Source organism: Martinezella lusitana, from assembly GCF_010668395.1.
Classification (GTDB): domain Bacteria; phylum Pseudomonadota; class Alphaproteobacteria; order Rhizobiales; family Rhizobiaceae; genus Rhizobium; species Rhizobium lusitanum_A.
In genome coordinates this window covers 51,270-71,718 of the sequence record NZ_WUEY01000025.1, presented here as the reverse complement: position 1 = coordinate 71,718, position 20,449 = coordinate 51,270, and the positions used below count along the sequence as shown (strand labels likewise).

Below are 20,449 nucleotides of genomic sequence, written 5' to 3'. Positions count from 1 at the left end.
TGGATTTGACCTGTGTTTCAGCGCCCTCGACAAATGACTACACTTGTCATCCACGGCGCTTTTCGCCTACGGGCTGGTTGAGTCCTCATCAGCGAGGCCGGACTATGTCTACGAGGCACGGCTTCAGGTCGCTCAATAGCGGCCTCTGATATGTTGGAGTGGCTTCCAACATCCGCATCACGTTCCGGGTAGTCGCGACCCCCAGAAACCTCTCGCTCTTTAGGCGAGCTTGCCCAACCGGGCCCCACAGCGCCGACAACTGAACGTCGTCTATCCGGGGTCTAATCGAGAGATTTCCGAGATTTGAAACGACGGCATCGTAGCCCAGGCTTCCCAACAGTCCGGACGCGATACGAGGATCGCAAGTTGGGGGTATCAACCGATCCAACATACGACTGGTCTCTACGATTCTCGCCTTTTCACGCGAGCCTTTTACCATCTCGCTATGCGCTCGAGCGGCAATCCAAAAATCTTCGGTGTCAGGTTTGTGGATGGAGTGGGTGGCGGCGACAGCTCGTAGCGCGCATCTCTCATAATCGAGATCGATAATTGGCCTCACATCAATCGCACTAAGTATCTTGTATTCGCTCCGTTTTTCGACCTTGCACCCCACCAAAGCAATAGCGGTACAGATTGCACTGTTCACCGTGGTGCCCATGTCACGACACAACTGACGGAGGACCCCGATAACATCGGCTTCGATTGTGGCCGTGCTGATTGACACGCTGTCGTTTTCGAACTGGCGCCAGAGCGGCCGATCTGCCTGGGCTAACATCATTGCCCGGTCGCCCAATAGTGAGGGACCCCGGAGATCATCAGGTAGCTCCATTCCATGATACAGGGAGTTAAAGTTCTCAAGCGAGCTGGGTACGCCAAGCGGCTCTAAAGCTCTCCCCGCCAGTGCCTTCATCAGATCTTCTGCAATCGCAGTTCCAGACATGCCATCAGCAATTGCATGGTGGAAGGTCAATACGAAGTCGGCGCCCACATCGTCATGGAGTACGACGGCTCTGAACAACCCGCCTCCATCCTCGAAATTCGTCTCAAGTTCCGTTTTAACGCGATCCACCCATGCAAATTGACTGACACGCGAGAGCATCAACGGCTCGGCCATGGCTACACCAAAAAGAAAGGACCTTGCAACGCATCTTCGCCAATGCCTGAACGCAACAATTGATGCCGCCATTGAACAGCTCGAAGCGTACGCCGGTAGTCGTCGCGGACCTTTTCGCCTTAATCTGCGCAACGATGCAGAAATGGCGCGGATGCGCCTTCGAGTAAAGATACATAAGACGCTCAGCGCCGCCGAGACCGCGGAGCTTTGGATGCAATAGTCGACCGTGCATGTAGCATTGTTCCGCAATTGATTTTGGACGGGAAATTTGTGTCGCCGTCGAACAGCACCGCCATTTCAAATAGAGAAATAGAATTTCAAGTGAAACTTGAGCTCACGCCTGTTGTTGACCTGTGGCGTGCGGCACCCAAGACCGATATCGCTGGCCCACCCCCGAGCCTGGATTTCAATTGTAGGATAAAAACCCGCCCATGAAACTTCGAAGACATCCTGCTCGGCTAGGAAACACATTCGACTACGGCGTGAAGAAATCGCGTGAAATTCGTCGGATAGGATATGCCAGTGCAAGGATCTCTCGCCAACATCGCCGTTGAGGTGATCGAAATAGTCATGTCGAGACAGAACCCCGGGGTCATCCCGAACCGTGATGCGTCGCCTTTGGAAACAAATAGAGTGTCGAGTTTCCTGGACCTACGGTCTCACTGGCATCGTAACCGTTGGCGTTCCGTTCCGCCCCAACCGCGCATGACAATCAATCTTGATGCCATTGCCTTCCTTCCAACCGGGTCCAGAAATGCGAGGCAGGATATGGATCGCCACCTCTTAACTTACACTCCTTCGACGATCCTACAGCAACCATCGGCGCAAGCGCTTACGTCGCTTCGGCTCTCCAAATTGAGGAAATGCGCATGAATGGATGGATGTCGACTATTCCGTCTCACTTTTTCGACAGCTTTTATATAGATGGATGTTGGATCCGTGGTTCATCGCCGACGCGTAAAGAAATTATAAGTCCGTCCACCGAGGAAGTTGTAGCATCCGTTCCGCTGGCGGCCGCCGGCGAGATGGAATTGGCCATCGCGGCGGCAAAACGTGCATTTCAGTCGGGCCCCTGGCCAAAACTATTACCGCGAGAAAGATCGGCGCTGATGCACCGATTGGCGGACAAGCTGGCCGAAAACCGCGAGCTTGCCGCCCATCTTTGGACTGCCCAGGTGGGAGCGCCGATCTCAATGACAAATCGACTCGCGCCACTGACTACGGTCCGCTTGCGGTATTTTGCTGATCTCGCCGCTTCCTTTGAATTCGAAACCGAACGTCCGACGCAGCTCGGTTTTGCGAAAGTGATCGAAGAGCCCATCGGCGTCTCGGCATTAATCACACCGTGGAATGCTGCGCTTCCGATTTTGATGACGAAGCTCGGCGCTGCTTTAGCGGCTGGCTGCACCTGTATAATAAAGGCCTCCCCCGAAAGCCCGCTCGACGCAATGCTTGTTGCTCAGTGCGTCCACGACGTTGGATTTCCGCCAGGTGTCGTCAACGTTGTCCTTGCGGATGCTGACGTAAGTGCATGGTTGGTTTCATCGCGAGATGTTGCCAAGGTCAGTTTCACGGGCAGTGTCGTAACCGGCAGCGCTATCGCCTCCGTTGTCGCCGGTCGGATGGGCCGCCTCACCCTTGAACTAGGTGGTAAAGCAGCTGCAATACTTCTCAAGGACGTGGATATCGAGCGCGCCATGCCTACCTTGCAACAGTTCTGTATGCCTTTCTCCGGCCAATTCTGCTTTTCCCAGTCTCGGTTATTGCTGCCCAGTTCCCGCGAAGACGAACTTGTTGACGTTATCGCGCGGAGAATAGGCGCCTTCAACGTCGGAGATCCATGGGACAGTACGACCCAAATCGGTCCCGTCTTGAACCGTAGGCAGTTCGAGAGGGTGCTGACCTATATAAACGATGGCGTCAAAAATGGCGCCCAGATCGTCATGGGTGGGCGAGAACGCTCTGTTTCCGGCCGTGGCCACTACATTGAACCAACGATTATGCGAAAGGTAAATCGCGATACACCGCTCGCTAGAGAGGAGGTGTTTGGACCCGTCGTAACGATTCACACCTACGAGACCGTGGATGAAGCAATTTCGATTGCCAACGACACCGACTACGGGTTGAGTGGAACAGTGTTCGGAGAACCGGGCGAAGCTCTCGCAGTCGCTCGCCAGGTACGCGCTGGCCAAGTCGGCGTAAACGGTATGGAATTGACACCCGCCGTCCCGTTCGGAGGTTACAAAATGTCTGGATTTGGGCGTGAAGGTGGACCCGAGGGCGTCCGCGCCTTTCTTGAAACGAAAGCAATCCTATTCCCAGACGGCGCCAAATAGTGAAGCGTTTGCCCCTCTCCCGACACTTAAAAGAAACCATGATATACGGAACCCGGCTCCCTATAAGGCATTGGAGTTCAAGAGGAACAGTCTCGCCCCACGCAAATCGGCCGAATTCGATTCAGCGTTGAACTTTTCGAGCACTGACTGGAGAAGCAGTGTCGCCTCACCGCTTCGCCCTCGCCCCCTATAAAGTAAGGCGAGATCCATCGCTGTTCGCAGTTCCCATCCGACGGCGCCTTGTTCACGACTCAGCATCAACGACTTTTGGAAACTATCTTGGGCTTCTTCTTTATTTTTGTCTGCGGTTCGCGAAAGCAAAATCCGTCCTTGCAGTCTGAACAGCTCTGGCAAATAGACAGTGTCGCCGTTCTCTTCGACGAGCCGGCGAGTTTCCAACGTCAATTCAATGGCTTCTTGATATCTGGCGACTGAGCAAAGTGCCTCGATGAGGGCGATGCTAAGCGGTGTCGTGTGCAGCTTGTAGTTAGCTTGATGCAATTCCTGCAGAGACTGCCTTAAAAGCGCTATCCCGCCAACCGGATCTCCAGATTGACAAGCCAACTCCCCACGAAATCCCTCTGCCACCGCCCGATGAGCGGCAAGCGAATAGGTAATTGCGCACTCGCTCATCCTCTCCATGCTTTTGGTAGCCTCAGGAAGGTCGCCATTCCATAGGAAAACCGTGCAAGCCCACATCATGGCAATCGAGAGCGATAGGGGATGTGCCACAAGTTCAGCCGACTTGAGCGCCGTATCGAGTTCTGCAATCGCTTCGTTCGGCCCTCCCTGCAACCAAAGCGTTCTAGCCAAGAAGGTACCGGCAACGCTTCTCTCAATTCCCAAGTAAGTTGCGGGATTTCCATTTGCAGGGCTCTGTATTGACGCGGCAACGAGGGCATCTCGAGCACGAGATAACTCGCCCTTGAAATGCAATGAAACGCCAACCAGCGAATTGACTTGCGCGCTAGAAGCGGAATCTCGTCCAACAGCATGTTGGACGGCCTGCTCGGCATAGCCCAATGAGGTATTGAATTCACCGGTGCTTAGGTGAAAGAGATGGAGTGGTCCGAGAATGGAAAGCTGTTCCTCAGCGTCGCCGCGCTGCTCGGCGATCACCAGAGCGCGTTTCAATGCCTTGCGAGCGGTTTCACTCTCGCCGCGCGTGAACATCAAAGAAACCCCCAAAGCAGCCTGCAAACGAATCTCTTGAGAATCATTCACGGCACTTCCTGCGAGGACCTCCAATGCGCGAGACATCCATTGCTGGCATTCTCCCAACAAGGACATTGAAAGAAACATAGGCGCCGCGGCGGCAGCAAGGTCAATTCCAACGTCGTGGTCGCCTACAGGACCAAAGCACCAATCCAGCGCCGCCCGAACGTTTGCCAGGGCAGAGAGCCTATGTGACCGCCGCTCCATATCAGATTGGTTATGCCAAAACACTCCTTCGGCATTCGACCACTCTATATAGTGAATGGCATGGCGCTTCGCCATTGCGTTCAGTTCACCTTGATCGATATGAAAGTTGAGGGCGTGGGCTCGTGTGGTGTCAAGCAAGCGATAACGCATGCCTGTACCGGCAGACCATGCAACTACCATCGACTTCGCCACAAGACTGTCGATGGCAGCAAGTACAGTGATCTCGTCGGATAGAGGAGTGGCAACATCCAGCACCGCTTCCATCGAAAAATGACCAGCAAACAAAGCAAGTTGGTGGAGCAGCCTGCGTTCGAAGTCCGATAGGAGTCCATAGCTCCAATCCAACGCTGCCTGCAGGCTTTTTTGCCGTTGTGGCGCGGTTCGTTGCCCCGGCCAGGAAAGCATCAGATGCTTGTCGAGAAGGTCCGCCGTCTTGTGTAGACCGTAGCTGCCGACCCTTGCCGCCGCCAACTCCAAAGCGAGAGGGAGGCCATCGAGTTTCCGACAGAGATTCGCCAGAACTTCTGCGTCGGATTCGTCGAGATGAAGGGGCGTGCCACTTGCCGCCGCACGTTGTAGGAAAAGTTGGGTCGCAGGAAAACTTTGAACCGCATTAAGGTCGAAGTGCTGAACCGGAGCACATGCCAGTGGCTGCAGCTTATAGACTCTCTCGCCGTCGATTTGGAGTTGCTCTCTGCTGGTCGCAAGCATTCGTGTCGATGGTGCAGCAGCGAGTATTCGCGATGCCATCGCAGCCACTGCCTCGATAACGTGTTCGCAAGTGTCCAGTAGAAGCAAGGTTTGGCCGCTATTCGCTAGATAAGCGATCAAGGCCGACGTCGGATCTTTGGATTGTACGGAGACACCAAGCGTAGAGAGGACCGTTGGAACGACCAATGAGGGCTCGCTCGTCGCCCCAAGGTCAATAAAATGAATTGCCTCGTTCAAAGGCTCCGGAAGATCGTGGGCAATTGAAACCGCAACCGTTGTTTTTCCGACACCCCCGGTGCCCACAATCGTCACGAGGCGTTCGTTGCGCAGCAAAGATGCAATTGCATTGTTGTCTGCCGATCGTCCAAAGATATGTGTCGCGCGATTGGGCAAATTGCGTTGGGGATGAACCGCTACAGTTCCCGTTCCGATTTTTCCCCTGCCACGCGACGTCTCAGCCACGAAGCAGTAGCCCCGACCCACCACCGTCGAAATATATTTAGGACCGCCGGCCTGTTCACCGAGAAGCTTGCGTAAATTTGTAATTTGAAATCGCAAGCTGCCGTCATCTACCGCGACCTCGGGCCAGACCGCCGACAAAAGCTCGCGCTTGTGGACGACCTCGTTCGGCCGCGACGCTAGTAGCCAAAGGAGGTCGAAGGCTCTTGCGCCTAAGTACAGGGGCAAGCCGTCACGGAGTAGCCGCCTCCCACTCAATTGCAAGGTGAAGGGACCAAACGAGATTATCTCGTGTTGGGACGGCGTCATCCTAGCAACCTTTGCCAACGGTACTTCACTGAACTCGCCTTCCGAATGGGCATTCATTCGCCCAGTTCGCCTCGGTCACCTCAATCGTCTTCCACGCCACCGTATAACGCGTCATTCTACGCCCCTCGACATCTCCTCTTCGGCAAAGAGTTTGAATCCACCGCCTGCTTTCGAGGCCGGCCCTCCGCCCAACACGGTTCGATTGGTAGCGATAGCGGCGGTTGCTAGCAACTTCTAACACCGGCTCACACGAGATAACGTGCCCGCAAACATGGAATTGAGTAGATTTCATCAAGATATGTCCCATTCGGCGCTTTCGCGCTGATCGAGATAGAGTGCAACGATTGTCCTGATCATCGATTGGGGCAGGAATATTCAGGTGTCGAAACACGGCACTGCCGAATGCCAACGCTGGCCTGACGTCGAAGACGGGCATGGGGCGGTTTTATAGGGGCCGAATGATGAAGCATCTCATTGTCATAGACGACGATCGCAAGCTTCGCGGGCTTCTCATCGACTATCTCTCCCAGCACGCCTTCCGGGTTACGGGCATAAAGGACAGCCAGCAACTAAGTCAAATCTTGGCTACTGAACCTGTCGACCTTTTCGTTGTCGATCTCAACCTGGGCCACGAAGACGGCCTGGAAATCGTTCGGACACTGTCCACGAAATCCGACGCACCAATTATCATCATCAGCGGAGACCGGCTTGACGAAGCTGACAAGGTCGTGGGGCTTGAACTTGGAGCATCTGACTACGTTACGAAACCGTTTGGGCTCCGAGAATTCCTGGCTCGCGTCCGCGCCGCCCTCCGTATCAAGCCACAGCTCAATGATCGTAAGGATCGGCGCACGTATTCCTTCGACGGCTGGGCCCTAAACCTGCACAAACGGCGGCTGACATACAACGAAGTTGAAGAGGTCAAGCTCACCAAGGGCGAGTTCAACCTCCTGGCCGGGTTTCTCAAGACGCCCCGCCAAGTGTTGTCAAGAGAACAGCTGCTGGCGGCGAGCCGAGTGCATGACGAAGAGATATTTGATCGCAGTATCGATGTGCTCGTGCTGCGGCTGCGTCGTAAACTCGAAGTCGACCCATCGAATCCGAAGCTTATCCTGACAGAGCGCGGAGTGGGATATGTCTTCAACGCGGATGTGGATGTCGAAGAGCACGCACGACGACCGACGAGGCTTATGGCCACTTCCTGACGTCGATCTGACCTCCGAGCCGATCACCTCGTCTCCACTTTCAAGCGATGTTACGCGACGGCGTGCAGCATCGCTGCTGCCTTTGCGTATCCCCCGTCCATTCCATCAAGGAAATGAAGGTGGTTATCTTTGCTGGCTGCCGGAACGAGGCATGTCATGATGGCGTGGGACTGGCAGTGAAGACCATAGACAATTTCGCCTTGCGCAACAGCGTCGCGAAGCGTCCGTTTGACAGCGTTCACTTGTTGCAACGAGCAGTCGACCGTCAAACGCAAGACATCATCGTACTTTCTGAAATCTGAATTGGAGGCCACGGCCGCCCACGTGCGCTGATCGACTACCCTTCCGGAATCTCTGGGAGTTGGCACCATTTCCGGAACGGGTATTGAATGCCCTCCATCTGCGTCGAAGATATCGATGACTGAACGCGCCAAGACTGTAAATGCTTCGTTGGCGATATCCCTGGGCTCAATCAGCAAAGAGAGGATCGTGCCATGTCGATTCTCAAAGGGATTCCAATCGCATTTAAGGCCAGTAAGATCAGGTCGATCATCCCTTCCAGCGAGTTGCTCGATTTGCCAAGCCCCCCTCGACTTTAGTGCATGCTCGAACCACCTGATGCCTCCCCCGGCAAACATCGAATATGTTGCACTGTCGGAGACAGCATATCGAGCTATTCTGACATCATGACCGTTCGCGCGTATCTCGCCTATGGGCACTAAGCCGGCTCGCATTGATAAGTTCAGGTCCGAAGCGGCATAGGACCTGACTTGCCGCAAAGCCTTGATCGCGTGATCTCGAACTTCGGGGGCGACGGCAAACGTCGCTCCATCTCCTCCAAAGGTAAAAGGGAAATCAAAAGTGCCAATAGCGTTTCCGAGCGCCGCTATGATTGAAATTCCGGCAAAATTAACATCCTTGTACTGGCCGCCTTCAATGGCGGCGGTCGAATCAACGACGTCAGTCATTCCGATCAGCCAATCCCCAGGTAAGGGCTCATAGATCGACTGGTCCAGCACGCTAACGAATCTGCTGTACGCATGCTTTCGCAATGGCGAAGGAACTGCCACGTTTTTCTCCTGGATACCGGTCCTGCAAGAGTAACGAACGCATACCTGCCTCGCTCCCGCAAGCCAACCACAAGCGAGTGTCTCCAGTGTGTCTTCCTTCGGTAAGTTTTATTTGCCACTGTAGTATTTCTCGGGTGGGATACATTTGAATACAAAAGAACGTGTGCGGCACCCGCCGGAGGGTGTAAGCATGTCAGGCTCCCCAAAACGCCTCTTCTGAACCCCGCGCCACTCCTGTCGGATTCCGCTTTTCCTCGTCACACCCTTGACGCCAGTTGGTGCTGCGTCTCCCTGCGGTTGCCGCAGCGCCTGTCCATGGCCGACCGTCGCTCTGTATAGCATTGTATCGGAAGCCCATCTTGCTACATCGTGTTTCATAAGGACCCTTTTCTTGAAACATGCTGGATACACAAGCGGGACATATTTTCCCTATCGAAACGCTCAAGTGGCCGAAGCCCTTACCTCCTCCTCGAGTCTTCATAGCCTATTCGACGTTACGGTTGCGCTTCGGTTTTTTGTCCCCTCTGCCGAAGCCGCGGATCTCACAGATCCGCTTTGAGGCCGTCTCCAGTCTCCCGGAGGCGGCCTTCTTTTTAAGTTGCTGGTGAATCGATCGGACAGCCGCTCGACCTTTCCATCGTCAGGCCATTTGGCGCCAAGATGGGACGATTGTCATCGGAAGGTTTATCCGCCCGCCGAGAAGTCTTGGCGAAGGAGCGCTAATCCCGGATGCAATTGAAATTCTGCGTCGCTTTTCATAAATGCCCGGGACATTTCGCAGTCCCACGAGGAAGCTTCCTGTCGATGGAATTACTCAATGGCAAAATATCGTTCCCGCCCACCCCAGCTCAACTCACAGATCTTTCTCACCGAAGGCGGAGCCAACACAGGCTTGATTTACCATCGAGAGATCGAGCTTACCCATTTTGCTTCCTTCGTCTTGCTCGACAACGAACTGGGTCAGCAGGAGTTACGACGATACTATTCCGAATATATCGAGCTAGCGATGGAATTCGGATTGGGCATCATTCTCGATACCCCGACCTGACAAACCAACCCTGACTTGGGCCGAAAGCGAGGTTACGACCTTGCCGCCCCCGAGGCCGTGAACACAAGCTCGATGAAGTTGCTTGCGGAAATGCGCGTCGACCATGAAATGAACGTTCCCATTATAATTAGCGGAACGATTGGCCCGAGAGGCGACGGTTAGGGAGACGACAGCCGCCGAAGCAAAGGACTATCACTGGCATCAGGTGGAGTGCTCCTCGGAGAGCCAGGCGGACATGGGTGCCGCATGGACGTTATCGTCGGTCAGCGAGACGATCGGGATCATCCGTGCGGCTACTGAGAACAACATCCCTATTTCGATTTCATTCACTGTGGAAACAAATGGCTGCTTGGCGTCACGAATGGTCTTGGGGACTGCGATTGAAATGGTCGATGCCGCTACCGATTGCAGGCTCAAGTACTATATGGTCAATTGCTCTTATCCATCGCACTTCGAACAGGCTCTTGAGACCGAGGCGTATTGGACAGAATGCCTGCCAGGAATAAGCGGAAATGCGTCCGACAAAAGCCACGCGGAACTTGACCACATGACGGAGCTCGATGCAGGCGCCCCAATAGACCTCGCCACGAGGAACAAAAGCCTCCGCGAGCACCTGCCGGGTATAAATATCCTCGGCGGTTGCTGCGGTACTGATCACAGTCACGTTCGTGCAATTTGCGAAGCCTTCGTTTAGGCGAAATGTATGCGGGTTTCAGAAATTCGCGAAAGCGCCGCTCCGGCCCTCTGCAGAAAGTCGGAGCGGCACCCGAAACCAACGAAACGTCGAACCAGTGAAGGGGCGATACTTCATATCGGCGAAAGAGGGGTCTCATGTCGCTTGGCATAGGCCGCGATTCGCAGTCGAGGGCAGCGGGCGCCACCGGCACCAAGAAATGCCTATGTGCCTGACACTAAGCCCATGCTACCCTTTAACAGCTTCCGTGCCTGTGTTCCGCCGCAAAGCTATTGCGTTGCCCACATGCGGCTGCACATCTGACAGCTGGACATCACGTCCGGCAAAATAGCCAACTACAGCCATGATACCGCCCAGCAAAACACAAACGGTAAGCGGTATACTCCATGAGCCTGTGGCATCGTGCATTCTACCGATAACAGGCGGGCCTGCCGATGCGACGAGATACCCAACGCATTGAGCCATACCCGACAGGCCGGCTGCATATTGAGCATTTGGCGTGCGCATGCTTATGAATGACAGAGCGAGGATCAGACCGCCGCCTGCGCCAAATCCGAAGACAAGCACCCAAAGTACAGCGAATTTCGGGGCAATTAGCAAGCCGAGAAGCCCCACAGCGATGCTAAGTGAAAGGAAGCAAGCCACCGCGCGCTGATCCTTCATTCGAGGAACTATTGGAATCAGAATTAGGCCGGGGATCGCGGTTGCAAGCAAAAGCACACCATGCATTGAGCCAGCCTGCTCCGTTGAATAGCCACCATCTTCAAGGATGGCAGGCAACCAACTGACACCGACATAATACAAGAAGCAGTCGAAACCCAAGAAAAATGTGACCTGCCAGGCAATAGGTGATCGCCAGAGGACATTGCGCAGGGGGCCTCTTACCTTCGTCGTAAGCTGGGTCTCTCGGAAAACCTGAGGCAGCCATACAAGGATCCCGATTGCAGGCAGCAGGATGAGGCATGCCATTTCTAGACGCCAATCGAAATTCGAAAACTGTGACAATGGAATAGCAACAGCGGACATAGAAGCCGCGGCGATACCCATTGCGAGGACGTAGGTGGCCGTCAGCGGCGCGACCTTTTCGGGAAAATCGCGCTTGAGGATAGCAGGAAGCAATACGTTCCCTAGCGCGATCCCGCTGCCAATTATCCATGTACCGAGGTAAAGCGACCAGATCGAACCGACTGAACGCAAGAGAACCCCCGCTCCGATGACGATCAGTGCTAGAAGCAGTGTGCGCTCCAGACCCCATCGCCTCGCAAGGCCTGCGGCAAAGGGCGACACCAAGGCGAACGCAAGGAGGGGAAGGGTTATCAACATCCCTGCCTGTGTGGCATTGAGATGAAAACTCTCTTTTAACCCATCCAATAGCGGTGCAATGCTTGTGAAAGGGGCTCTCAGGTTTGTCGCGATCAAAAAAATTCCGGCCAGTAGAAGGACGGGATGCGGCGTGATTTTCGTAGCAGTACGCGTTTCCATTTGCTTTCTCGTTTGTTGAAGTCCCCGCCTCTACCTTAACCATTGCGCTCTCCGATGAATTTAGTCATTCTGACAAAAAAATCACTATTTTAGGTCAAATGGAATGTCGGTCCTAGCTTTCTTGCGAGCCAACAACGATCTCGACAGCATTGTCCAACCTGCCATCGCCTTGCGTGCTCACGTAGCTGAGGAAGATCGCGATCCGTCAATGCACCATCATCGAAAGGGCCAACTCGTCGTCGCCCTGCGTGGCAGCGTCATCTGTGAAGTTCCAAAAGGCCTTTGGATGGTGCCGCCCCAGCACGGTGTTTGGATTCCGGGGGGCACTCCTCACAGTATGAAAGCCAGTGCAAATACCGACCTTTGTCTTTTATGTGTGGAACCAGATGCGATCACTTTGCCTTCGGAATGCTGCACGCTTTCAATCACTCCGCTGCTCAGAGAACTGATCTTACGGCTTTCAACCTGTTCGCAAGCCTATGAGGTCGGAAGCTCGACGGACCGTCTTGTTGCCCTCTTACTTGAGGAACTGAGCAACATGAAGATCGAGCTTCTGTACTTTCCGGTTTCCGAGGAACGCAAATTGCGGACGATTGCGGATGAACTGGTGAGCAATCCCGCGGATCGACGGACCGCCAGGGAATGGGCCGCACACTTGGCGGTCAGCGAAAGGACCCTAACCAGAATGATACTCGACGAAACAGGTATGTCGTTCGGCCGCTGGCGTCAGCAGCTTCAGGTAATATTGGCGCTGAAGGGTCTTTATGCAGGTAAGAGCATTCAAGCCCTTTCTGAAGAGCTGGGCTACGAGTCGGTGAGTGCGTTTATCACCATGTTCAAGAAGGCTTTAGGAAAACCACCAGCAAGATATTATAATGAAACGCGCCTGTCCTGAGACGCAAGCAGCTTCGATTCAAACTTGGCGACGACGGGCAGTTTATCAATATAAATCAATGATATAAGCTCGATTTCATTTCATTTTTAACGTCATTCCTGGTGACATTCCTTTGGCAATAATCCATATGAACAACGGGCTACGGCGGATCAACTCTCAGATGAGCTCATGTGAAGGTTCGGGAGGGGTTTAATGGCATTGCCGCAAACAACGTTCGGCGCTGGTCGTTTCTGAGGCGCCGAAGCCTTTTTCATGAGAGTGATTGCGTCGTCGATACTCGTGTTGGCCATCTATCCCGCGTGCTCGATTGATGCACACCGTTTCGACGGTGTCGATATCTCATAATAGTGCGGGAGCGCTGCCAAAATGCATCGCTTCAACAGACACCATTCTCCTGGCCCGCGTGATACTTCAATTGTAATTCAGTTTCTATTTCGGACATTCTCCCGAAATTTGTCTCGGCCAAATCTTGGCCGCACAACTCACAGGAGATTCTTATGGCCGAGACTAAAGTCTGGTTCATCACCGGGGCGTCGCGAGGCTTCGGCCGGATATGGGCTGAAGCGGCTCTCGCCCGGGGCGACAAGGTAGCGGCGGCGGTCCGCGACACGAAAAGTCTTCTACCTCTCAAGCAGAGATATGGTGAGGCGATCCAGCCGCTAGCACTGGACGTGACAAATCGAAAAGACGTTTTCAGTGCCATGGCGAAAGCCCGCGCGAACTTCGGTCGGGTTGATGTGGTCATCAACAACGCAGGATTCGGCCTGATGGGCGCCATCGAGGAAGTAACCGAAAACGATGCGCGCACGCAGATGGATACAAATTTCTTCGGCTCTCTTTGGGTGACGCAAGCGGCACTTCCCTTACTACGTGAACAGGGAGCCGGTCATGTCATCAGTGTGTCGAGTGTCTCGGGACTAATTGGTCAGCCGACTATCGGGCTCTATAATGCTTCGAAATGGGCGCTAGAAGGAATAATGGAGGCTCTGTCGAAAGAAATCGAAGGGTTTGGCGTCAAGGTCACGCTTGTGGAACCAGGCCCGTACGCAACCGAATTCACTTCCGCTAATTCCCTGCGGCTTGCAGATTCGTTGCCGGTCTACGACACTGCGCGCGCAAACCTCCTTGCCTCAATACTCCCCGAAGATGTGGATGATCCCTCCACGACTGCTAAAGACATGCTAGCCCTCGTCGATTCCGAATGTCCCCCGCTCCGCGTCCTGTGGGGGAAATCGTCACTCGCATGGGCGATCGGCGCATATGGCGAAAGACTGGCCTCTTGGGGCAGGTAATGTCTTGATCGTGTGTCGGCCTCAAACAAGCGGGCCATGAGGAGGGCATTACATTTGAAACCCATCAGTTTGCTTTTGAAAGCTGCATTCTATCCGACCCCGCAACTATTCAGATCCCCGCATTTCGCCGTAAAGGAGACTGAATCTTGTACGTAGCTGTGAACGGCACCGAACTTTACTTTGATACGGAAGGGAGCGCGCTGAGAAAGGGAGCGGATGGTCATCTGTCGGAAGTCCCAACGATCATCGCTCTTCATGGTGGACTTGGTTTCGATCACGGGTACCTAAGAGACGGCGTAGGCCAACTGAGGGAAATTGCTCAAGTCGTATACGTCGATCTGCGAGGCCAAGGTCGGTCGGCTCGCCCGCCGCTTGAAACCGCAACACTTGAACAAATGGCGGATGACATTGCAGCTCTCTCTTCGCTGCTGGGCTTGCACAAACCTGTCGTATTCGGACATTCCGCGGGCGGCTTCGTGGCGCTGCACGTGGCGCTACGGCATCCGTCGTTACTTGGTGGGCTGATACTTGCTGGGAGCTCGCCGACGGTTGCCCCGATTCAGGACGAGCCTGGTGTTCCAACCCCATCACTCGCAGCCCGCGCGTCCGCCGACGCTCTGGAGGTTGCTGGTAAGGTCTTCTCCGGGCAAATCACAGCGGAAACAATCGATGAGTTCTTTAGGTTCGTCGGACCATACTATGCGGCTCCTGGAAATATGGGCCTTGTTGAACGGCTGCTGGCCGCGACCACGCCCGACATAGAAATGATGCGCCATTTTATGAGCGTGATCGCCCCGAGCTACGATCTTCGGGAAGCGTTGAAGGAGATTTCGGTGCCTGCCCTCGTTCTTGTGGGCGCCCATGACTGGGTCTGCCCTCCACGCGCCAGTCACGCGATGAATAAACTACTGCCGAACAGCGAGCTGGTTGAATTTGAGAAATCGGGACACTTCGTGTTTTCCGAAGAACCGCAGAGATTTCATGATGTCGTCGCTCGGTTTCTCAGCGGCTGCCTGGAGATAATCGCCTAGATACATGTCCAGTTCTCGGCCGAGCTTGCGCGACATCTTACCCGCTCGAGCTTTTCTGGAATGCTTGAGCGGGCAAACGGACCACCCGCAGTTAATCGGACAATTTTCCGGATCAGATGAACCGGAGCGGACGATAGGTTGTGGCCGTCGATCGTAATTCTCCCTTGGCGCGGATCCTGAAAACGAAACATCAGGTTCGCGGTCGTCGGGCTGGATATGACGAAACAGCGATTTGCGACGCACATTGATCAGGACCAGGCAGGTCAGGGAGTGGGAGCTGCAAAGAAAATCGTCGCGGTGCCGCGACCTTGGCCGCTGAAAACGGCTACCTATTCATATCCTCGACCACCCAGCGGAAGAATAGAAATATGATGGCTGCAAATAGTAATAGTTGCATTACCTTGGGCAAATCAAGCATATCATAGCTCTCTAATTTTATCGCTGCATCATGCAGACGAGCCACAATATGCTGACATGTATTAATGATCCTCTACCTCGACATGCCGTAAATTACAATTAATACATAGTTTACTATAATTTATACATAACGAAACTGGCATATTCTAAAGAGAACAAAAATGAATACAGGTTACGACATGAAGTTGAGTAAATAAAACTATCCTCGTCATACATAGCCGTTCGTCTTCGGTTCGCCTGCTATTGCCTCCATAGGAAGACCAAAGGCAGCGCGCCCGACGATAAGAGCAATTCGCGACTCTCCACCCATCTAAAAATCGATTTTCAGGTAGAGACGACAAGCCCTCCCGTTAGCGCCGGGCATGACCTTCAAGCGACGGCCAGTCTCCGGCAAAGCCGAGATAGTGGGCAAGCCATGCCTTCGTCGGTCACCACCGCCAATCCACCCCACCCGTGCTCTACGACTGACCCGGAAGCTCATTCCGACCAAAACTCTCCCCAGGAAACCTGCGGGCCGGCGTCAACCTCTTGCCCGGAGCCTTGAACATTATGCTCAACTGCGGCAATACCCCGTCGACCGCAACAACGAGAAGATAGCCAGAAATGCTCCAGACACCCTACTACCTGATCGACAAGGCAAAGCTCCTGGAGAATATGGAGAAGATTGCCTATGTCCGGGAACGGTCGGGTGCGAAGGCGCTGCTGGCGTTGAAATGCTTCGCCACCTGGGCCGTTTTCGACCTGATGCGCGATTATATGGACGGCACGACCTCGTCGTCGCTCAACGAGGTACGCCTCGGCCATCAGCGCTTCGGCAAGGAAACCCATGCCTATTCGGTCGCCTACGCCGATTACGAGATCGATGAGGTGATCACTCATGCCGACAAGATCATCTTCAATTCCATCAGCCAGCTCGAACGTTTTGCTGAAAAGGCGTCCGGAGTTGTCCGCGGCCTACGCCTCAATCCGCAAATCAGTTCATCGAGCTTCGACCTTGCCGATCCAGCCCGCCCCTTTTCCCGGCTTGGCGAATGGGATGTCGCAAAGGTCGAACGGATCATGGACACGATCAGCGGCTTCATGATCCATAATAACTGCGAGAATTCGGATTTCGGCCTGTTCGATCGCATGCTCGGCGAAATCGAGCAGAGGTTCGGCGCACTGTTGAAAAAAGCCGAATGGGTGAGCCTTGGCGGCGGCATCCATTTTACCGGCGAGGATTATCCGGTCGATGCCTTTGCGGAGCGGCTGAAAGCCTTTTCGCAGCACTATGGCGTGCAGGTCTACCTGGAACCCGGCGAGGCCTCGATCACCAGATCGACGACGCTGGAGACCACGGTGCTCGACACGCTCTACAACGGCAAGCATCTCGCCGTCGTCGACAGCTCGATCGAGGCCCACATGCTCGACCTGCTGATCTACCGCGAAAACGCCAAGGTCCGGCCGAATACTGGACCGCATCGCTACATGGTCTGCGGGAAATCGTGCCTGGCCGGCGATATCTTCGGCGAGTTCGATTTTCAGCAAGAGCTGAAAGTCGGCGACCGCATTTCCTTTCAGGATACAGCGGGCTATACCATGGTCAAAAAGAACTGGTTCAACGGCGTGAAGATGCCGGCGATCGCCGTCAAGGAGCTTGATGGCACCATCCGAACGGTTCGCGAATTCACCTACGCGGACTATGAGCAGAGCCTCTCCTGAGGCTTATCGAAGGGATAGAAGGAGATATCCGATATCATGAAGAAGAATATCCTCATCATCGGCGGCGGGGGCGTCGCCCAGGTGGTGGCGCACAAGTGCGCCCAGAACAACGATGTCTTAGGAAACATCCACATCGCCTCGCGCACCAAAGCAAAATGTGACGCGATCATCGAAAGCGTTCGTGACAAAAAGGCGATGAAGCAGCCGGGCGTCCTTGAAGCCCACGCGCTGAACGCGCTCGACATCGAAGCAACCAAGGAGCTGATCCGCAAGACCGCCGCCGAAATCGTCATCAATGTCGGAACCGCCTTCCTCAACATGTCCGTGCTGCGTGCCTGCATGGACACCGGTGTCGCCTATATCGATACCGCCATCCACGAAGAGCCCGGCAAGATCTGCGAGACGCCGCCGTGGTATGGAAACTACGAGTGGCAACGGGCATCGGAATGCGCCGACAAGGGCGTCACCGCCATTCTCGGCGCCGGCTTCGATCCGGGCGTGGTGAATGCCTATGCCCGGCTTGCCAAGGACGACTATCTCGACACGGTGACGGATGTCGACATCGTCGACATCAATGCCGGCAGCCACGGCAAGTATTTCGCCACGAACTTCGATCCGGAGATCAATTTCCGCGAATTCACCGGTGTCGTCTATTCCTGGCAGAACAGGCAGTGGCAGGTGAACAAGATGTTCGAGATCGGCCAGGAATACGATCTGCCTGTCGTCGGCAAGCGCAAGGCCTATCTTTGCGGCCATGACGAAGTTCATTCGCTGGCGAAGAACATGGATGGCGCCGACGTGCGCTTCTGGATGGGCTTTTCCGATCACTACATCAACGTCTTCACCGTCCTGAAGGGCATCGGGCTTCTGTCCGAACAGCCGATCAGAACCGCGGAAGGCCTCGATGTCGTGCCGCTCAAGGTGGTCAAGGCGTGCCTGCCGGACCCGGCATCGCTTGCGCCGCAATATGAAGGCAAGACCTGCATCGGCGATTTCGTGAAGGGCCTGAAGGACGGCAAGGAACGCACCGTCTTCATCTACAACGTCGCCGACCACAGGCAAGCCTACGACGAAGTGGGCAGCCAGGGCATTTCCTACACCGCCGGCGTGCCGCCTGTTGCAGCCGCCATGCTTGTAGCCAGCGGCGAGTGGGACGTGAAGAAGATGGCCAATGTCGAGGAACTGTCGCCGAAGCCCTTCCTCAACATTCTCAACCGGATCGGTCTGCCGACCTATATCCGCGACGAGCAGGGAGAACGGCCGCTCCATTTCTGACGCAGGCCGATTGTGTCAAGCGCACAGGATTGGGCCCCTTGTTTGGGGCCCAATCCTGGATGAGTCGCAGCCGCTAGTGGACGAGGGCGCGGCTCTTCCTTCGCCCGTTCAGCAGATGAATGAACGTGATGCCCTGCTCCAGCAGCAGTTCGGCGGCTTTCAGATCGCTCGGGCCGAGATCGGACGAACAGCCGCGAAGATTGCATGCCAGAAAGAGGGAGTTCGTGACGGCGAGCGCATCCCCGTCCTCCTCCGCCTCCTCGGCCGCGGCTTGCAGGACATCCGCGACCGCCGCCATAAGGTCGGCGCGCTCCTGCCGGTTCATCTCGTCAAGACTCTTGGTAATGCCACTCATGACCTCTCCTTCGCGCGCACGGATATCCACGACATCGGTCGGATCGGCGCAGCTTGCAAATTCGGAAATGATTGAAATGCGGTTGGTAAGCCAGATATGGCTATCAATGGCCGGAGCGGCAAGGCATGGCTTCCATGTCGGAGATGCATGGCAGGGCGGCTGAACCGCCCCGCATCATGTGACGACGTCGGCTGCCACGAAATTTCGCCTGTGCTTGGCGCGTCTAAAGCCGTGCCATCCAGTCATGATCCGGGTGGAGCCTTTCGAGCCACTTCCGTAAGTCAGCTCTTTCCGATGCCGAAAGTCTGGGCAAGGCCAGATCGAAATCCTGGTCGTCCTTTTCCCGGCGGTGCCTGGCCTTGAAAAGAAGCACTGCAGCAGGCCCGAGATAGGGGAGACCTTCGGCGGTTTTGCGGATGATATCATTGCGAGGGAGCTTGAGCGTCGGGTCGCGTTTGTACACCCAGGTCGCAGGGGTGCCGCGTTCCGGCATCATGTCGACGCGCCAACACCCCTCTTTCGGATCGGCGCCCCAAAGCTGTGTGACGTGTGCAGGCGGCGGCACCGATGATGGAAGATGTTCGATATGACCATCGACGACGGAGAAAAATGCCAGTTCCCCTAGCAGCGCGCGGGCCCGGTCGACATCCTCAGGCAGTACGGCAAATTCAAGATCCTTGTGATTCCGGGTCTGCCTGCCATGCCAAAGGTCCAGAGCCCAGCCACCGACGACGTACCAGTGAATGTCCGCGCCGAGACGTTGCATCAGATCGGCCGGATGCCACGCATTCCAGGCCTCATCAGGAAGAGGTTTCATTTGGCCAGTCGCCTAGTGGTGTAACGTTTCTTCCCCTTAGACTGTCGGCCGGTCCCATGAAACGAATTCCTTCCGTCCATGCGACAAATTCCCGACAGCCTGCGCCGGAAGCCAATTCAGCGGACTCAGGCGCGAGACTTCGCGTCGTAACCGGTCAACGTGGCCGGCGGATGGCGCGCAATTTGCCGCTGCCGCCGCCACCGGCGTAGAAACGGTTCTTGCCGTCGGATTCGAGGCCGGAGACGCCGGTGCCCTCCGGCATTTCCAGCCGTTCCAGCACCTCCCCCGTCACCGGGTCGATGCGGCGGACGTCGCTTTCATCGCCTTCCCAGGTGCCGTGCCACAACTCGCCATCGACCCAGGTCACGCCGGTGACGATGCGGTTGGATTCGATGGCGCGCCGGATAGCGCCGGTCTCAGGGTCGATCTCGTAGATCTTGCGGCCGCGATGTTGCCCTACCCACAGGCTGCCGTCACTCCAGGCAAGGCCCGAATCCCCACCGTTTCCCGGCGCGGGAATGGTTGCAAGTATCTGGCCTGTCTCGGGATCGAGCTTGTGAATCCGGTCCTCGGCGATCTGATAGAGATAGCGCCCGTCGAAAGCCGTGCCGGCATGGGAGGCGACATCGATGGTGCGCACCTGCGCGCCGCTCTCCGGATTCAGGGCATGCAGCTTTTCGCCCGAGGCGAACCAGACATGCTGCCCGTCGAAGGTGACGCCGTTCACGCGGGGCGCATTTTCGAAGGGGCCGTATTCGCGAATGATTTCCGCTTGGGATTTTTTCATGCATCCATCCTCCGGTCAGGATCGGTTGA

At 55.3% G+C, this 20,449-nt stretch carries 17 protein-coding genes; 10 read left to right on the top strand and 7 right to left on the bottom strand.

Annotated elements, in window-relative coordinates; translation table 11 throughout:
- Positions 1–88 precede the first annotated feature (88 nt).
- Positions 89–1,114, bottom strand: a complete 1,026-nt coding sequence (locus tag GR212_RS31630; protein WP_163993055.1) for a hypothetical protein — start codon at positions 1,112–1,114, stop codon at positions 89–91.
- On the opposite strand from GR212_RS31630, the gene GR212_RS31625 reads away from it, so the two are divergent.
- Together GR212_RS31625 and GR212_RS31620 are read left to right on the top strand one after the other, a co-directional pair.
- Positions 1,113–1,334, top strand: a complete 222-nt coding sequence (locus GR212_RS31625; protein ID WP_163993053.1) for a hypothetical protein — start codon at positions 1,113–1,115, stop codon at positions 1,332–1,334. The genes GR212_RS31630 and GR212_RS31625 overlap by 2 nt on opposite strands.
- A 649-nt stretch (positions 1,335–1,983) precedes the next feature.
- Entirely contained in the window at positions 1,984–3,450 is a 1,467-nt protein-coding gene (locus GR212_RS31620) for an aldehyde dehydrogenase family protein (protein ID WP_163993051.1), read from the top strand.
- A 60-nt stretch (positions 3,451–3,510) separates the two neighbouring features.
- Here the strand turns inward: GR212_RS31620 and GR212_RS31615 are convergent, their stop codons facing one another.
- A complete protein-coding gene (locus tag GR212_RS31615) occupies positions 3,511–6,351 on the bottom strand; it encodes an ATP-binding protein (protein WP_246726134.1) in 2,841 nt (946 codons plus the stop codon).
- Positions 6,352–6,812: 461 nt separating this feature from the next.
- Here GR212_RS31615 and GR212_RS31610 point away from each other — a divergent pair, with 461 nt between their 5' ends.
- Complete coding sequence (locus tag GR212_RS31610) at positions 6,813–7,556, top strand: winged helix-turn-helix domain-containing protein (RefSeq protein WP_163993078.1); 744 nt, start codon at positions 6,813–6,815, stop codon at positions 7,554–7,556.
- Between the two features lie 50 nt (positions 7,557–7,606).
- On the opposite strand, the gene GR212_RS31605 is transcribed toward GR212_RS31610, so the two are convergent.
- Positions 7,607–8,626 (bottom strand): DUF3095 family protein, encoded by a 1,020-nt coding sequence (locus GR212_RS31605; protein ID WP_348643581.1) that lies wholly within the window; start codon positions 8,624–8,626, stop codon positions 7,607–7,609.
- Between the two features lie 817 nt (positions 8,627–9,443).
- On the opposite strand from GR212_RS31605, the gene GR212_RS37325 reads away from it, so the two are divergent.
- Together GR212_RS37325 and GR212_RS37320 are read left to right on the top strand one after the other, a co-directional pair.
- Positions 9,444–9,674: a hypothetical protein gene (locus GR212_RS37325; RefSeq protein ID WP_246726128.1), complete on the top strand. Its 231-nt coding sequence runs from the start codon at positions 9,444–9,446 to the stop codon at positions 9,672–9,674.
- Positions 9,675–9,879: 205 nt separating this feature from the next.
- The gene (locus GR212_RS37320; protein WP_348643582.1) at positions 9,880–10,368 is read left to right on the top strand and encodes a homocysteine S-methyltransferase family protein; all 489 of its coding nucleotides are present in this window, start codon (positions 9,880–9,882) and stop codon (positions 10,366–10,368) included.
- A gap of 228 nt (positions 10,369–10,596) precedes the next feature.
- Here the strand turns inward: GR212_RS37320 and GR212_RS31595 are convergent, their stop codons facing one another.
- Entirely contained in the window at positions 10,597–11,850 is a 1,254-nt protein-coding gene (locus tag GR212_RS31595; RefSeq protein WP_163993046.1) for a CynX/NimT family MFS transporter, read from the bottom strand.
- 103 nt (positions 11,851–11,953) lie between these two features.
- On the opposite strand from GR212_RS31595, the gene GR212_RS31590 reads away from it, so the two are divergent.
- The 5 genes from GR212_RS31590 (at position 11,954) to GR212_RS31570 (ending at position 18,461) form a co-directional block, all read left to right on the top strand.
- Positions 11,954–12,745 carry an AraC family transcriptional regulator gene (locus GR212_RS31590; protein WP_163993044.1) on the top strand — a complete coding sequence of 264 codons (792 nt, stop codon included), beginning with the start codon at positions 11,954–11,956 and terminating at the stop codon, positions 12,743–12,745.
- A 497-nt stretch (positions 12,746–13,242) separates the two neighbouring features.
- A complete protein-coding gene (locus GR212_RS31585; protein ID WP_163993042.1) occupies positions 13,243–14,037 on the top strand; it encodes an SDR family NAD(P)-dependent oxidoreductase in 795 nt (264 codons plus the stop codon).
- Between the two features lie 146 nt (positions 14,038–14,183).
- Positions 14,184–15,068 (top strand): alpha/beta fold hydrolase, encoded by an 885-nt coding sequence (locus GR212_RS31580; protein WP_163993040.1) that lies wholly within the window; start codon positions 14,184–14,186, stop codon positions 15,066–15,068.
- Positions 15,069–16,088: 1,020 nt separating this feature from the next.
- Positions 16,089–17,186: a carboxynorspermidine decarboxylase gene (gene nspC / locus GR212_RS31575; protein ID WP_163993037.1), complete on the top strand. Its 1,098-nt coding sequence runs from the start codon at positions 16,089–16,091 to the stop codon at positions 17,184–17,186.
- Between the two features lie 36 nt (positions 17,187–17,222).
- A complete protein-coding gene (locus GR212_RS31570; RefSeq protein WP_163993035.1) occupies positions 17,223–18,461 on the top strand; it encodes a saccharopine dehydrogenase family protein in 1,239 nt (412 codons plus the stop codon).
- A 73-nt stretch (positions 18,462–18,534) separates the two neighbouring features.
- On the opposite strand, the gene GR212_RS31565 is transcribed toward GR212_RS31570, so the two are convergent.
- From GR212_RS31565 to GR212_RS31555, 3 genes are all read right to left on the bottom strand, one after another.
- Entirely contained in the window at positions 18,535–18,816 is a 282-nt protein-coding gene (locus tag GR212_RS31565) for a hypothetical protein (RefSeq protein WP_163993033.1), read from the bottom strand.
- Positions 18,817–19,039: 223 nt separating this feature from the next.
- A complete protein-coding gene (locus GR212_RS31560; RefSeq protein WP_163993032.1) occupies positions 19,040–19,633 on the bottom strand; it encodes a nucleotidyltransferase domain-containing protein in 594 nt (197 codons plus the stop codon).
- Between the two features lie 154 nt (positions 19,634–19,787).
- Positions 19,788–20,420, bottom strand: a complete 633-nt coding sequence (locus GR212_RS31555; RefSeq protein ID WP_163993030.1) for a Vgb family protein — start codon at positions 20,418–20,420, stop codon at positions 19,788–19,790.
- Between the last annotated feature and the right edge of the window lie 29 nt (positions 20,421–20,449).